Below are 14,998 nucleotides of genomic sequence, written 5' to 3' on the forward strand. Positions count from 1 at the left end.
TTATGGCACAATTTATCGACAGAAGGCTAAACGGAAAAAACAAGAGTGCGGTCAATCGCCAACGATTTTTGCGTCGCCATAAAGAACAGATTAAAGAATCGGTTGCAGATGCTGTAAACCGCCGCTCAATCACAAACACAGATTCCGGTGAAGATGTTTCTATTCCCCATCGTGATATCAAAGAGCCTAGCTTCCACCAAGGCAAAGGTGGCAAGCGCGAACGTGTACATCCTGGCAATGACCAGTTCATCAAAGGCGACAAAATTGAGCGCCCTAAAGGAGGTGGTCAAGGGAAAGGGGCTGGAGAAGGTGATGCGAGTCCTGATGGAGAAGGCGAAGATGAGTTTGTATTCCAGATCTCAAAAGATGAATACTTAGACCTTCTATTCGAAGATCTCGAACTCCCGAACCTCGAAAAAAATCAAGTTAACAAAGTAACCGAATGGAAAATTCATCGCGCCGGATTTCAAACAGCAGGTATTCCTTCTAACATCGCTATTGTTCGTTCATTGCAACAATCACTGGCACGTCGGACGGCAATGACCGCTGGGAAAAAACGTTTGCTAGCTGAATTAGAACAAGAACTTGAACAGATCAGAAACACTGAGCCAGCCCAAATGCTTGAAGAGAAACGCATCAAGGAGGAAATCGAAGAATTAAGAAATAAACTCAAAGCCGTACCATTTATCGATACCTTTGATCTGCGTTTTAAAAACTATGAAAGGCGCCCTGTGCCCTCTAGCCAAGCCGTCATGTTTTGTTTAATGGATGTATCGGGCTCTATGGATCAAGCCACAAAGGACATCGCTAAACGTTTCTATGTTTTATTGTACCTGTTCTTAAACCGCACTTATGAAAACGTCGACGTGGTATTTATTCGCCACCATACTCAAGCAAAAGAGGTGGATGAACACGAATTTTTCTACTCACAAGAAACAGGTGGAACCATAGTATCTAGCGCATTAAAGCTAATGAATGAAATCGTAGCGGATCGTTACCCCGCAGCAGAATGGAATATCTACGCCGCACAAGCGTCTGACGGAGACAACTGGGCAGATGATTCACCACGATGTAAAGAGTTACTGGTCAATAAACTGCTGCCGACCTGTCAGTATTATTCATACATAGAAATTACCCGTCGCTCCCATCAAACACTGTGGCATGAGTATGAAAAATTGGAGCAACAGTTTGATAATTTCGCCATGAAAAACATCCGTACTGTTGATGACATATTCCCAGTCTTTAGGGAACTTTTTCAAAAAGAAACAGCTTAGGGAAATGTGCCCATGACTACAAAATCGAAAGTAACGAAATCTAAGGCAGATAAAGCAAAGCATAAGATGCTTCCAGATGGACCTGACTGGACATTCAGTTTACTTGAACAGTATCACGTTGAAATAAAGCGGGTAGCTCAACATTATCGACTCGATACCTACCCTAATCAAATTGAAGTTATTACGTCTGAACAGATGATGGATGCGTATTCCAGTATTGGGATGCCGATCAATTATAATCATTGGTCTTTTGGCAAAAAATTCATTCAAACAGAGCAAGGCTATAAGCATGGCCAAATGGGGTTGGCTTACGAAATAGTGATTAACTCTGACCCTTGTATCGCCTATTTAATGGAAGAAAATACAGTCACGATGCAAGCACTTGTAATGGCGCATGCCTGCTATGGACACAACTCTTTCTTCAAAGGCAATTATCTATTTCAGACTTGGACAGATGCCAGTTCAATCATCGACTACCTGTTGTTTGCTAAAAATTATATAACGGAATGTGAGGAGAAATATGGCGTAGCTGAAGTTGAGGAGTTAGTCGACTCCTGCCATGCCCTAATGAATTACGGTGTGGACCGTTATAAACGTCCGGAAAAAATATCCATTGCGGAAGAGACTGCTCGTCAGCAAGAAAGAGAATCCTATCTTCAATCACAAGTGAATGAACTTTGGCGAACCGTACCAAAGGCAAAAACGGAAGAAGAAGATATGAAGGTTAGGTTCCCGACCGAACCTCAAGAGAACATCTTATATTTCATAGAAAAGCATGCTCCGCTGCTAGAGCCTTGGCAACGCGAAATTGTTCGGATTGTTCGTAAAATCAGCCAATATTTCTATCCACAAAAACAGACTCAAGTCATGAACGAAGGTTGGGCAACGTTCTGGCACTACACCATATTGAATCATCTTTATGACGAAGAGCTAGTGTCAGATAAGTTCATCTTAGAGTTCCTACACAGTCACACAAGTGTCGTCGCTCAGCCTGCGTACAACAGCCCTCAGTTTAGTGGGATAAACCCATACGCACTTGGATTTGCGATGTTCCAAGACATAAAACGGATCTGTGAAAATCCCACAGATGAAGACAAGGAGTGGTTTCCCGATTTAGCAGGTTCTGATTGGCTTGATTCTCTTCACTTTGCCATGCATAACTTTAAAGACGAGAGCTTTATTAGCCAGTACTTGTCACCAAAACTAATGCGCGATTTTAAGCTATTTGCTATCAATGATGATGACAGAAAGAACTACATTGAAGTAAGTGCCATTCATAATGATTCAGGGTACCGTGAAATACGTGAGAAGCTTGCGGCTCAATATAACTTAAGTAACTTAGAGCCAAATATCCAAGTTTTTAATGTTGACGTTCGTGGCGATCGTTCTCTGACCTTGCAATATGTCCCACAAGATAGAGTCCCCTTGGACGACAACTATGAAGAAGTGCTCAAGCACCTTCATCGAATCTGGGGCTTTGACGTCATTTTAGAAGAGCGTAAAGAGACAGGGCGGCGCGAGATCCTTGCCACATGCCCACCGCGAAAGGAATATGATTCTAAGACTTGAAGCTAGCAGCTGAAATTGAAGTTAAAAATTTTAAATATAAAAAGGAGCGATATTCGCTCCTTTTTTATGGCTCTGAAATACAACTTAGATACTCAAGCTAAACTTGTAACTTAGCTTACCGTTAGCAGTAGAGAAGCATCATCTATTAGTTGTTAGCAATCAGTAATCAGTAATCAGTAATCAATGAGATAAAATAGCTCTCACTATCTCTAAGTCTTCTGGAGTATCAACGCCAGCAGCGGGCGCTTCTTTTGCGATATCAACATGGATTTTTTCACCATGCCAAAGGACACGCAATTGCTCTAAGCACTCAATCTTTTCTAACGCTGTCGGTTGCCAATTAATGTAGGTATTAATAAAACCGGCACGATAAGCATATATACCAATGTGACGCAGTAGAGGTTGAGAAACGCTAGGGTTCTCTTTATTAAAAGCATCTCTATCCCACGGTATAGTGGCACGACTAAAGTACAGAGCGTAACCTTCTTTATCGGTCACAACCTTAACCGCGTTAGGGTTAAAGACTTCACTCTCATCAGAAATTTCAACACCCAATGTTGCCATAGGAGCAACGCTGCCAGCCAAATTTTCTGCAACCTGTTTAATGATAGAAGGTGGCACGAGTGGCTCATCTCCCTGAACATTAACGATAATATGATCATCAGGTATGTTCATCACTTTAACAACTTCAGCTAAACGCTCAGTACCAGACTCATGGTCTGCCGAGGTCATGCATACTTGCCCACCAAATGATGTTACAGCTTGTGCTACCCGTTTATCATCTGTCGCTATGACAACCTGTTCGGCTCCAGCTTGAATGGCTTGCTCGTAAACCCACTGAATCATAGGTTTCCCTGCAATATCAGCTAAAGGCTTACCCGGAAGACGCGTCGACTGAAAGCGTGCAGGAATAACAACAGTAAATGACATTAACGTCCCTCTTCTGCCGTAATCGTACGAGCTTCAGGTTCAATCAGAACAGGGATACCCTCTTTAACTGGGTATGCAAGTCTGTCAATTTTACAAATAAGTTCTTGGTTTTCTTTATCAAATGTCAGTTTACCCTTACATACAGGGCAAGCGACGATTTCAAATAGACGATGATCCATATTGTTCCATAACCTCTTTTATTTTATCTAAAATGCGCTGTTCATTGACCGGCTCAAATTCAGCAGAAACAGGTAAATACCACCATGTCTCCTTCGCAAATTCTCGGCATTTCACCGCGTCTTTTTCTGTCATGATGATGTTTGAACCCAGCTGGCTTAACGCATCTAACTCTTGCTCTTGATACGCTTGATGATCTGCAAAACCTTTGGTTTCAACTAGCTGTGCATCAAGCTGACTCAATGTGTTAAAAAATCTAGGAGGATGTCCTATTCCGGCAAATGCAACTATTCGTTGTAATGTTTTGACCGATACTCGCTCGCCAGTGACTAGATTAACCGCTTCATCTGGCGATAACGTCATTGCTATCTCACCGCTTTCAGGTTTTCCGCCGTTAGTAATAACGAAATCCACTTCTTCAAGGCGCGAGAGTCCCTCTCTCAGTGGCCCTAGGGGTAGTAAACACTCATTACCAAAGCGTCTTGCACCATCGACTATAGCAAACTCAATATCACGCTGTAGCGCATAGTGTTGAAGTCCATCGTCAGTGATGATGATATCTACATCTTCTACCAATAACGCTTGAACCGCTTCTGAACGGATTGGTGAGACGGCAACTGGAACACCTGTTCTCTGCTTGATGAGCTTGGGTTCATCTCCGCAATGGTGTGCAGAAGTCGAGAGTTCAACAACTAGTGGATAACTTGGCGCTTTAGCACCATATCCTCTAGAGACCACACCTGGCTTATAACCTTGCTTTTTTAACTGCTCAACAAGCCAAATTACTACTGGCGTTTTACCATTACCACCAGCGGTTATGTTTCCGACCACAACAATGGGAATAGGCGCTCGGTAACTCGTTTTATTACCTAACTCATAAGCACTTCGGCGTTTTGTACTTATATATAAGAATAACTGGCTCAATGGCCACAAAAATGGCCAAAGCAGATATTTTAAGGGATGATTCTGAAACCAAATTTTTTCGATCACAGGTTAATCACCAAATTGAATACGATGTAACTGAGCATAAGCGCCATTTTGACCTAACAGCTCTGCATGCGGCCCGCGTTCAATTACTTTACCTGCGTCGACAACCAAGATTTCATCGGCATCTTCAATCGTAGATAGGCGGTGTGCAATCACCAGTACTGTTTTATCTTTTTGCAGCTCTTCAAGGGCAGCTTGTATTGCTCTTTCTGATTCAGTATCAAGTGCTGATGTCGCCTCATCAAGAATAAGAACAGGTGCATCTCGTAGCAGTGCTCGAGCTATTGCGATACGTTGACGTTGTCCACCAGATAGGCTTGAACCATTTTCACCGATAATCGTGTCTAACCCGTCGTCAAGGTTATCAATAAAGTCCATCGCATGCGCAAGTTTGGCTGCATGTTCTATCTCTTCACGGCTATATTGCTCGCTTGCTGCGTAAGATATGTTATTGGCAATCGTATCGTTAAATAAGTGAACGTTCTGAGAAACTAATGCAAAATGAGTTCGTAGATTTGTTAGCTCATAATCACGTACATCATGGCCATCGAGCTTAATCGTGCCTGAATCAACATCATAAAACCGGGTAAATAGATTAGCGATAGTACTTTTACCAGAACCAGACCGCCCCACTAAAGCCACTGTTTTCCCTTTTGGAATTGTAAAGCTTACATCAGTTAATGCTGAGCTATCTTTTCCTTCATAAGTAAACGTTACATTCTCAACCGCTACTGAACCTACTGCCTTTTCTACTTTTAACTTGCCTTGATCACGTTCAGTTTCTAGATCCATTAATGAGAAGAGCGTTTGACACGCAGCCATACCACGCTGGAATTCGGACGTAACATTAGTTAAAGATTTTAGCGGGCGCATCAAAGCAAACATCGCAGAGAAGATAACTGTAAAAGTACCTGGCGTTAATTCTGCTCGAATAGAATCAACACTCGCGAGAAATAGAACCGTCACAATCGCAATTGAGGCAATCAACTGGATAACGGGGTTTGCCACCGCTTGAGCCGCTACAAGCTTCATGGTTTGCTGACGCATTTGATTACTTACATTATCAAAACGCGCGCGTTCAACGTCTTGCCCACCGTAGCTTAGAACAACTTTATGCCCTTTTAACATTTGCTCAGCAGATGAACTTACACTACCCATGCTGGTTTGCATGTTTTTAGATATCTTGCGAAAGCGCTTCGAAATAATACTGATACCCCATGCGACCAACGGAGCAACAAGAAATAGCACTAATGAAAGCTTCCAACTGTTCCAAAACATCAGCGTCAGTAATCCAATAATACTGGCTCCCTCGCGTACTATACTCACCAATGCTCGGCTCGTTGCACCGGCTACTTGTTCAGAGTCATAAGTGATACGAGACAGCAATCCACCTGTGGATTCTTTATCGAAAAAAGCAACTGGCATATGCATAAACTGATGGAATATCTTACGACGCATCAGCATCACGACATTTCCTGAAACCCAACTCAAACAGTAAGTCGAGACAAACCCGCTCAATCCGCGGATGAACATCATACCAAAGATGATCAACGGTAAAGTGCGTAGGAAACTGGACTCCGCATCTCCAAAGCCCTCATCTAAAAGAGGCTTTAACAGAGAAAGCATATATGTGTCAGCAACAGCGTTTATGACAAGTGCAACAACAGAAACAGCGAGACCTGCCTTATAAAGTCGAATATAAGTCCAAAGGCGCTTAAAAGTATGCAGCGTAGTTTCATCTGTAGTGGTAGACATAGAAGTGCTTTATTTTGAATGCAATATTGCGGTTATTCTACTCCGTTCCGTAGCATCTGCCTATACCATCGAGCACCTTCTCTTTGACGAATACTAGAAACCTGCCACATATCTTGGCTAACATGTATGGTAATTTGCCCATGCTGACCAGTATCTAACCAGTCAGCCCCTTCCCGAGTATATCGGTCAACAACTCGCGGGTCGGGCAATTGCCACCTTCCACCTTTTGCTAGAGATGCGATAACAACTTCGGGGTTCACTGTTTCAATAAATCTAGGTGTTGAAGACGTAGCGCTACCATGATGAGGCGCGATTAATACATCACTTACTAATTGTGTTGGATTACGCACGAGCATCCACTCAACTAATGCCTCAATATCCCCTGTCAATAAAAGGCTAAAGTTTGATTGATTATCAACGACTCTAATGACACAAGAGTGAGGATTATACGCTCTATTAACAGGCTTAGGGGGCCATAGCACTTCAAATTTTAGCCCTTCCCAATCTAAAGTCTCACCGACCGTGCAAGGCATATAATTCGGAAGTCTCTGCGGAGTCAGTTTTATACGTGGGGCAAAACGTTCCTCCAATGTAGTTCTACCTGCAGCATGGTCTGAATCTAAGTGGCTCAATATAAGACCGTCGACAGTGTTAATACTTCGCTTAGCCAATATTGGGATGATTGTTGACTCAGCAATAGACCCTGTATTCCACTTGTTTCCGGTGTCATACACTATCGCCTTGCCATTTTTCTCAATTAATATTGCAAGGCCATGCCCTACATCCAATACGTCTACTCGCCATTTACTTGAATCTGTTGGCATGACCCATTTATGACACCAGAACGTAGTAAATAGAACCATCAACATTATCCGTGCTCGTTTATTTAAGTAATAACCGATGAAAAGCAGAACTGACGTGGAAGCGATAAATGTGATTTGGTTTTGCGATAATGTCACCCAGCTATTCGAGGCATAATTTGTACTCCACTGTATTGGCTGCATTAAATACTCGACGACTCCCCAACACTGGGAGGCAAATTCAACGTTAATAGCTGTCATCAGTAATGAAATTAATATAGTGGGAATAATGACAAAGCTAAACCAAGGGACAAATATTGCGTTATATATCAGGCTGCTAATACTCGTACCACTGAATATTAAAGCCGTTATTGGTACCATCCAAAAGACAATTAATACCTGCACTTTTAATGCAACCAATAACTTTCCCTTATTCGTCTCAGTTTGGCCTAAAATATAAAACACCATAGATACAGCATAAAAAGAGAGCCAAAAGCTACTAGAGAAAGATGAAAACGGAGAGATCAATAATACTAATGCGAGTGTCGCTAGCTGCTTTTTAGGAAGAGGCTGTTGGGTGCTAGAGAGAATAAATATTGAGCCTAAAACACACATAGCCAAAGCTCGTTGCGTCGGCAAACTAAAACCAGCAAGCCAAGCGTAACCTAAAGCGAATGTTACTCCCCAAAACCAAGGAGCCCAAAGCAGCCACATTGAACATCGGCTGATTAACTTACCCAACCAGAAACCAACAAAAAACATTGCCCCGATATGTAAGCCCGAGATAGCAATAAGATGAATTAATCCGCTATTTCGATAGTTTTTCCACTGCTGTTTTGTAATAAAACTACGCTCGCCAAAGACTAGCGCAATAATCGGGCCTTTCACTGTACTTTGTTCTAGATATCCTAGTATTCGCTGATAAAGTACCTGTCGATATGAAGTACTACTTTTAACTACATAAGACTTTGCTCTATTCACTGAGGCTCGTGCAACCCACCTTTGCGATATATAATAGGATTCGATATCAAACCCAACTTCATTTAACCGACCATAAATAGGTTTAACCGAGACTGTCGCATTGATAATATCACCAAGTCTAAAAGGTCTGTCACTGACAAGTCGAACCTTAGGCTGGAGTAAATAGGGCAAACTTTGACCATTGATTGATCTAAGTAAAACAGTGCCCTCATAACCATGACTGATTTGCTTAAAAAAGCTGTCAATTCGAGCATTTATGGTAATATCCGCAGCGGTTCTAAAAATCATATTCTGCTGATGTTGTAATTGATTACCATTTATTAACACGATGAATATCGCAAGGGAAATGCCAAATAATCTACGTAGCCTTCTATACTTGATTGAAAGTAATGTGCACGTAATGGAGAGAATAGACCACTTCCAGTCCGGCAAGAATGGCCAGAATGGAGCGCTTAATACAGTTATAGAGAACGATAACAACGTCCAGTAATTAAATAAGAGAGTCATATTTCCCTATGCCAAGAAAATTCATCAAACGTTTTATGCCTGACCACAGCGTGATTAAGCGTCAGAAGGCATTAAAAATTTTTGGCAATGTTTTATATAACCCTAACCTTTGGTGTTTGAATCGTCGATCCGCTGCGGGAGCATTTGCGGTTGGTCTATTCATGGCTTTTGTTCCTCTTCCAAGCCAAATGATCATGGCTGCTGGTTTAGCAATTTCTTGTGGTGTAAACCTTCCTCTTTCGGTCGCTTTAGTCTGGATAAGCAATCCGGTTACTATGCCTGTTTTGTTCTACTGCGCTTATAAAGTTGGTGCACTTGTTATGAATGTTCCTGCTCAGAGTTTTCACTTTGAACTCACCTGGGAATTCTTGTTTAGTCAAATGCACACCATTGGACCCCCATTCCTACTCGGTTGCTTAATCTGCGGTATCATCGCGGCGATGATCGGCTACTTTGGGATAAAAGGGCTATGGCGCTATTCTGTTGTTCGAAGCTGGCAACAACGCCGACTACGCTAGCCAAATACACCTTAAAGATAAAGACAACAGATATAGAATTAGCACACACTTAAAATTACCGATGTAACCCAAAGTTATGTCGATATGATTAAAAGCTACCTATGCCTGTTGCCCTTCGTTAGACAAACTTTGTATCTGCGATTCTTACAAGCTTTAATCCCGCTATAATTTGACGACTTATGCTTTGATTTCCCACCTCAAGTAAATGATAATAAATCTCATTACGTGAAATGAGATTTATTATGTTCAGAGAACACACCAATGCAAGCTTCGTAGAAGCCACAATCACTTATAGTGATCCCGTAACCACCTCCATTTTATTAGTTGAAGATGACGCAGTTCTCAATCAGCAGCTCACATCTCTGCTGAAGACAAAAGGATACTCGGTAACAGGTATACAGTGCGGCGAAAAGGCATTGGTTGTATTAAAAAATCACCAGTTCGACTTGGCGATTCTCGACATTGAGCTCCCTAGCGTTGACGGTTTAAGCCTCTTACATTTCATCCGAGAACACAGTGAGACCCCAGTAATCCTTCTTACTGCATATGCCGCAGAAGAACATAGAATTCGTGGATTCCAATCAGGAGCCGACGACTATATATCTAAGCCTTGCAACTTCACCGAGTTAAGCCTTCGAATTGAAGCCGTATTAAGGCGAACCCAAAAACAGTCATCCCCTCCCCCACAATCCGTTGAGCTCATTGCTCAGGAGTTAGTACTCAATCGAACTGAACATTCTGTTTTAGTGACCGTATCAAACCAATCCAGACGTATAGACTTAACGCCTATCCAATTCAAATTGCTGTGGACGCTTGTTCATAACCGAGGCTCCTTACAAACCAAGCCCTACTTGTACCAAACCGTTCTGGAAAGAGAGTTCAGCCCCTACGATCGAAGTCTCGATATGCACTTAAGTAGAGTTAGAAAAAGGTTGGTAGAAGCAGGCATGCTAGCAAATCGAATCCAGACCGTTCACGGAAGAGGATACTTATTCCAATGAAAAAATATCTCTTTTGGCGGCTGTTCGTCATATTGTCTCTCGGTGTGGTTATTTTCTTTTCTCTACTACATAGCGCCGCCATATTATCGGACGAAAAAATGAGTTATATCGACGAGTTACATCAGGCACAAATTCGCACTTGGGGATCAAAAGCCCAAGCCCTTCTCGATGAAGGAGACTCTTCTAAATTGGATAAATGGTTAAAAGAACTCGCTATTCAAGAAAATACTTGGGTAACCGTTATTCGCTCTCAAATTGATAATGTCGCAGGCAACCCCCTCAACGAACGTTTTTGGCAAGGCTATGGTATAGGGCGTTCTGAAACATGGAAAATACACCTCTATTTTCCCGATAATCCAATCATGGAGGTCGCTCTTACCCCCTCTAATTATCATTTTCTAATCATTCTTCCCGACCGAATGCGCCCTGGCGCTTATCAATCTCACGCATTCTGGCTATATCGAGTGGTGATTCCTTTTGTCGCTCTATTCGCATTAACCCTATATATCTATCGTCAGGTGATGACGCCATTAAAACATTTTCACTCAGCGGCGGTTGAGTTCAGCCGTGGTAATTATCAAGCTCGAATAGCAGATAGTGTCTCTTTAGGTGAAGATGAGTTTGGTCAAGTTGCGCGAACGTTTGACATAATGGTAGAAAGAACATCTACGGTGATCGAGCATAATCGAAACCTGATCGCGGACATGTCTCATGAGATACGCACACCGATAGCTAGAATAGAAATGGCCGTAGATTGCGTAGAACAAGATATTAGCCCTGATGTGATGGTGGAACGAATAAGGGCTGAGGTTTTGCAAATGCGGCAATTGGCCGAAGATACATTAACACTCGCATGGATTGAAAACGAAAGACCCGATTTACGTATAGAGTCTTTTGACTTAAGTGAACTCTTGGAGGCCATTATTGAAGATGCAAGATTCGAGTACCCCGACCGTCAGCTTGAACTAAACATCCCTAACTCTCTTCCACTGCCTCAATCAAATCAAAGGGCCGTTGGTCATGCTCTTGAAAATATTATCCGAAACGGTCTCCGCTATACACCACCAGCCCAATCCCTGAATGTACACGCCACGATCGAAAACAATCAAGTCTGCCTAACCATTACTGATAGCGGTCCGGGTATCGACCCCAAACTTTATAGTGAGATATTTAAACCATTTTTCAAGGCAGAAGAACAAGTAGGTTCTCGTAAAGGCTTTGGGGTCGGGCTCGCTTTGGCTAAGCGCCACATTGAGGCAGTAAAAGGCGCTATATCGGCAAAAAATCATCTCGATAAGGGATTAAGATTCACTATTCTTCTGCCCGTATAAATGAAGCTATCAACAAAAATATCAACTATGCAATCTCTTTGATTTGTAACAATTGTAAAACTTATTTACCTGTAAGGCGTAAAGAGCGATTATCACGCGCAAATGATAAGGAATCTCATTATCATTCAGTGGTGAGCTGACGAATATATCGTCCAGCTTAAGAAAACCAAATAAAAATAAATAACGGAATAGTATATATGGAATTCAAAGTCTCGTTACTTGCAATGGCTATTGCAGGTACTCTTGCTTCCCCCATCGCCCTTGCAGAAAGCCCTGAAAAAACGCCAGAAGTGGACAGCCAAAAACCCGAAGTGATCGTTGTTGTTGGTGAACTGACTAACTTTTCGGTGACAGATACCGAGCTTGAAAGCTATCAAGCTCAAGATCTTGAAGACATATTCCGTACTGACCCATCGGTATCAGTAGGTGGTTCTGTAGGAATGGCGCAAAAAGTCTACGTGAGAGGGTTGGAAGATACCTACTTAAACGTGACTGTCGATGGAGCACCACAAACAAGTACTCTATTTCACCATACGGGCCGCTTATCAATTGACCCATATCTTTTAAAGACTGTTGAAGTTCAAGCGGGTGCAGGTGAAGCTACAAGTGATTTCGGCGCACTAGGCGGTGCTATTCGGTTCAAGACAAAAAGTGCTCATGATCTACTAGCACCAGGAGAAAGCTTCGGTGGTACCGTCAGTGCTAGCTACTTTAGCAATGATGGACATAAAACGAGCGCCAGTTTATACGGCGAAATCAATGAAAACTGGGGACTACTTGGCTCATTTGTTACCACTAGCAATGACAACATGGAAGATGGTAACGGTGATGAGATCACCGGTACTTCATCTGATAAAGCGCTCGGATTTATTAAAATTGATGGCAATTTAACTGATAATCAAACATTAACGTTAAGTTACGAGAATCGTAATGAAGACGGCGAATTCGGTCAACGCCCAAACTGGCATGTAATAGCCGATGCTCCTTTATATCCAGTGGAAACTCAGAGACACACCTTCGCGGCAAATCATACTCTGAATTTTAGTGATTTTGTCAATATGGAAAATTCACTGTATTACACCCAAGCTGATATCACTCAAGATGGCCGCTGGGGACTATACAACGGCGAAGTGAACACACTTGGGTTTGATATCCGTAACACTAGCCACCTACAACAACATGCTATTACATACGGCCTTGAATACCGTACAGATGAGGCTGCCGCTAAATCACTTGAACCAGGCGCAGAGCCCGCAATAAAAGAAGAAGGAGATATCTTTGGTTTATACGTTCAAGACCACTGGCAAGCAACACAAGCTCTCCTAATAAGTTTTGGGGCTCGTTATGACAATTACCAAATGGAACAATTGTCTACGGGTACAAAAATAGACAGCGATGGCGTGAGCTCTAACATTGGCTTTAACTACCAAATTATTGATGGCCTAAAGCTTAACGCAGGCTATGCGCAAGCACTGCGTGGTAAACAAGTTGGTGACACATTCACTCTAGATTCTTATTCAATCAATCCTGATTTAAAAGAAGAGACGGCTGAAAATACTGAAGTGGGCCTTGAATACCGACAAGCGAGCTGGTTAGCATCTGCTACTGTTTTCCAAAGCACCATCGATGACGTTATCGACGTACAGAGCCGTCAATATGAAAATGTGGGCAAGCTAAAAACTAAAGGTTATGAGCTTAAAGCAACCTACTGGCTTGATGACCTAACAGCAATAGCAAGCTTTAGTAGTGTCGATGCTGAACTAAATGGCCAAGACCTCAATGGCTATGACCATGTTGGTATAGGCAATTCTCGAGGCGATACCTTTGGTCTTAACCTTACCTACAATGTAAATCCGGATATTGAATTAGGCTGGAACTACATCTATGTGGCTGACCTAAATGGTGTTGAAGTCGCTAACGACTGGGTGCCTGACAGTTCATACATAGACAAACCTGGATATCAAGTCCATGACATTTATGTGCAATGGTACCCATTAAACAACCAAGATCTGAATGTTAACCTTACTGTGACTAACTTATTCAACGAATACTACCGTGATCATTCAAGTATTGGTGATTACTCTAAGTTTGGTACTGGATGGGAGTCTGTTGCTGGCGTTTATTCAGCAGGGCGAGATGTGCGTTTCAACGTTTCTTATGATTTCTAGGGAGGCAGCTAATGTTTAATAATAGATATATTGTTTCAATTGTCGCTAGTGCAACACTACTACTGAGCCAATTTACTGCTGCTGAAACCATCACAGTAAAACACCTTATGGGCGAAACTCAAGTTGAAACTAAACCTGAACGCGTTGTTGTGCTTGGCATGGATAGCCTTGATGTACTTGATAAATTAGGGATTGAACCTATCGGAGTCGTAAAGTCACCAATGCCTCCTTACCTAACTAAATTTCAGGACGAACGCTTTAAAACTGTCGGTTCTTTATTTGAGCCCGACTTTGAAACGATCTTTACATTAAAACCAGATTTGATCATCGTCAGCAATAGAAGCTCTGGGTCTATATCCGAGCTAGAAAAAATAGCGCCCACTGTTCTTTTCATGGCTGACTCTAAGCATTATTGGGAAACAACTCAGCAAGCTTGGAGAATGATTGGAGACATATTCGAAAAGCAAGAACAAGTCGAGTCTATAATCCGAGATCAGCAAGATCAAATCGATGCGATACACGCTAAAGTTACAGCAGACAAAGCCGATGCGTTAGTTGTCATGGTAAGTGGCGGTAATCTAACAACATTTGGAGCGAAGTCTCGATACGGTGCTATCTACTCTCTGTTTGGGTTTTCTGAATCATACGGAAACAGTGAAACGTACCAACACGGTGATGCTATTAGTTACGAATATATAACTAAGGTTAATCCTCAATATATGTTGGTATTAGATAGAGATGCGGCTATTGGTCAATCGAAAGCAACGGCAAAAGAGCAGTTTGATAACCCATTAATCAATAAGTTACCCGTATATAGGAACGATAAGATCAGTTACCTTGATTCTCACGCTTGGTATATCTCAGCAAGTGGAATACAAGCTAATCAAAAAATGATTGACGATATTCAATCGGTCCTCAATTAGTTCTTAGTAGAATATGCAAAACACATGTTGAGACTAACAACTGCCACCCTAGCCAAACGTTGTGTATGGCTAGGGTG

The 14,998-nt window shown here is 42.2% G+C and carries 12 protein-coding genes; 7 read left to right on the forward strand and 5 right to left on the reverse strand.

The window, feature by feature from the left end:
- The first annotated feature begins 2 nt into the window (after nt 1–2).
- Together L4D20_RS14755 and L4D20_RS14760 are read left to right on the forward strand one after the other, a co-directional pair.
- Nucleotides 3–1,274, forward strand: coding sequence for a YeaH/YhbH family protein (locus tag L4D20_RS14755; RefSeq protein ID WP_428802365.1), 1,272 nt, complete (start codon nt 3–5; stop codon nt 1,272–1,274).
- A 12-nt stretch (nt 1,275–1,286) separates the two neighbouring features.
- Nucleotides 1,287–2,843, forward strand: coding sequence for a SpoVR family protein (locus L4D20_RS14760; protein WP_428802366.1), 1,557 nt, complete (start codon nt 1,287–1,289; stop codon nt 2,841–2,843).
- 180 nt (nt 2,844–3,023) lie between these two features.
- Here L4D20_RS14760 and kdsB read toward each other — a convergent pair whose 3' ends face one another.
- From kdsB to L4D20_RS14785, 5 genes are read right to left on the reverse strand one after another with little or no spacing between them, the layout of a single operon-like run.
- A complete protein-coding gene (kdsB, locus tag L4D20_RS14765) occupies nt 3,024–3,773 on the reverse strand; it encodes a 3-deoxy-manno-octulosonate cytidylyltransferase (protein WP_428802367.1) in 750 nt (249 codons plus the stop codon).
- Entirely contained in the window at nt 3,773–3,952 is a 180-nt protein-coding gene (locus tag L4D20_RS14770) for a Trm112 family protein (RefSeq protein ID WP_428802368.1), read from the reverse strand. Before L4D20_RS14770 ends, kdsB begins: the two co-directional genes overlap by 1 nt.
- Nucleotides 3,933–4,940 (reverse strand): tetraacyldisaccharide 4'-kinase, encoded by a 1,008-nt coding sequence (lpxK, locus tag L4D20_RS14775; RefSeq protein WP_428802369.1) that lies wholly within the window; start codon nt 4,938–4,940, stop codon nt 3,933–3,935. Before lpxK ends, L4D20_RS14770 begins: the two co-directional genes overlap by 20 nt.
- 3 nt (nt 4,941–4,943) lie before the next feature.
- Nucleotides 4,944–6,692 (reverse strand): lipid A ABC transporter ATP-binding protein/permease MsbA, encoded by a 1,749-nt coding sequence (gene msbA, locus L4D20_RS14780; RefSeq protein WP_428802370.1) that lies wholly within the window; start codon nt 6,690–6,692, stop codon nt 4,944–4,946.
- A 32-nt stretch (nt 6,693–6,724) separates the two neighbouring features.
- Nucleotides 6,725–8,761, reverse strand: coding sequence for a DNA internalization-related competence protein ComEC/Rec2 (locus L4D20_RS14785; protein ID WP_428802371.1), 2,037 nt, complete (start codon nt 8,759–8,761; stop codon nt 6,725–6,727).
- A 227-nt stretch (nt 8,762–8,988) separates the two neighbouring features.
- On the opposite strand from L4D20_RS14785, the gene L4D20_RS14790 reads away from it, so the two are divergent.
- The 5 genes from L4D20_RS14790 (at nt 8,989) to L4D20_RS14810 (ending at nt 14,921) form a co-directional block, all read left to right on the forward strand.
- Nucleotides 8,989–9,498, forward strand: a complete 510-nt coding sequence (locus tag L4D20_RS14790) for a DUF2062 domain-containing protein (RefSeq protein WP_428802372.1) — start codon at nt 8,989–8,991, stop codon at nt 9,496–9,498.
- Nucleotides 9,499–9,740: 242 nt separating this feature from the next.
- Nucleotides 9,741–10,499 carry a response regulator transcription factor gene (locus L4D20_RS14795; RefSeq protein WP_428802373.1) on the forward strand — a complete coding sequence of 253 codons (759 nt, stop codon included), beginning with the start codon at nt 9,741–9,743 and terminating at the stop codon, nt 10,497–10,499.
- A complete protein-coding gene (locus tag L4D20_RS14800) occupies nt 10,496–11,830 on the forward strand; it encodes a sensor histidine kinase (RefSeq protein WP_428802374.1) in 1,335 nt (444 codons plus the stop codon). The genes L4D20_RS14795 and L4D20_RS14800 overlap by 4 nt, the downstream gene beginning before the upstream one ends.
- Before the next feature lie 197 nt (nt 11,831–12,027).
- Complete coding sequence (locus L4D20_RS14805; protein WP_428802375.1) at nt 12,028–13,998, forward strand: TonB-dependent receptor plug domain-containing protein; 1,971 nt, start codon at nt 12,028–12,030, stop codon at nt 13,996–13,998.
- Between the two features lie 11 nt (nt 13,999–14,009).
- Nucleotides 14,010–14,921 carry a siderophore ABC transporter substrate-binding protein gene (locus L4D20_RS14810; RefSeq protein ID WP_428802376.1) on the forward strand — a complete coding sequence of 304 codons (912 nt, stop codon included), beginning with the start codon at nt 14,010–14,012 and terminating at the stop codon, nt 14,919–14,921.
- Nucleotides 14,922–14,998 lie beyond the last annotated feature (77 nt).

This window comes from Vibrio kyushuensis, from assembly GCF_050337325.1.
Taxonomy (GTDB): Bacteria; Pseudomonadota; Gammaproteobacteria; order Enterobacterales; family Vibrionaceae; genus Vibrio; species Vibrio kyushuensis.

Excerpts from the sequence above, each read along its gene's own strand:
- kdsB (WP_428802367.1), bottom strand. The coding sequence starts at position 3,773 with ATGTCATTTACTGTTGTTATTCCTGCACGCTTTCAGTCGACGCGTCTT.
- L4D20_RS14805 (WP_428802375.1), top strand. The coding sequence starts at position 12,028 with ATGGAATTCAAAGTCTCGTTACTTGCAATGGCTATTGCAGGTACTCTT.
- L4D20_RS14785 (WP_428802371.1), bottom strand. The coding sequence starts at position 8,761 with ATGATTTTTAGAACCGCTGCGGATATTACCATAAATGCTCGAATTGAC.
- msbA (WP_428802370.1), bottom strand. The coding sequence starts at position 6,692 with ATGTCTACCACTACAGATGAAACTACGCTGCATACTTTTAAGCGCCTT.
- L4D20_RS14755 (WP_428802365.1), top strand. The coding sequence starts at position 3 with ATGGCACAATTTATCGACAGAAGGCTAAACGGAAAAAACAAGAGTGCG.
- L4D20_RS14810 (WP_428802376.1), top strand. The coding sequence starts at position 14,010 with ATGTTTAATAATAGATATATTGTTTCAATTGTCGCTAGTGCAACACTA.
- L4D20_RS14800 (WP_428802374.1), top strand. The coding sequence starts at position 10,496 with ATGAAAAAATATCTCTTTTGGCGGCTGTTCGTCATATTGTCTCTCGGT.
- L4D20_RS14770 (WP_428802368.1), bottom strand. The coding sequence starts at position 3,952 with ATGGATCATCGTCTATTTGAAATCGTCGCTTGCCCTGTATGTAAGGGT.
- L4D20_RS14795 (WP_428802373.1), top strand. The coding sequence starts at position 9,741 with ATGTTCAGAGAACACACCAATGCAAGCTTCGTAGAAGCCACAATCACT.
- L4D20_RS14790 (WP_428802372.1), top strand. The coding sequence starts at position 8,989 with ATGCCAAGAAAATTCATCAAACGTTTTATGCCTGACCACAGCGTGATT.
- L4D20_RS14760 (WP_428802366.1), top strand. The coding sequence starts at position 1,287 with ATGACTACAAAATCGAAAGTAACGAAATCTAAGGCAGATAAAGCAAAG.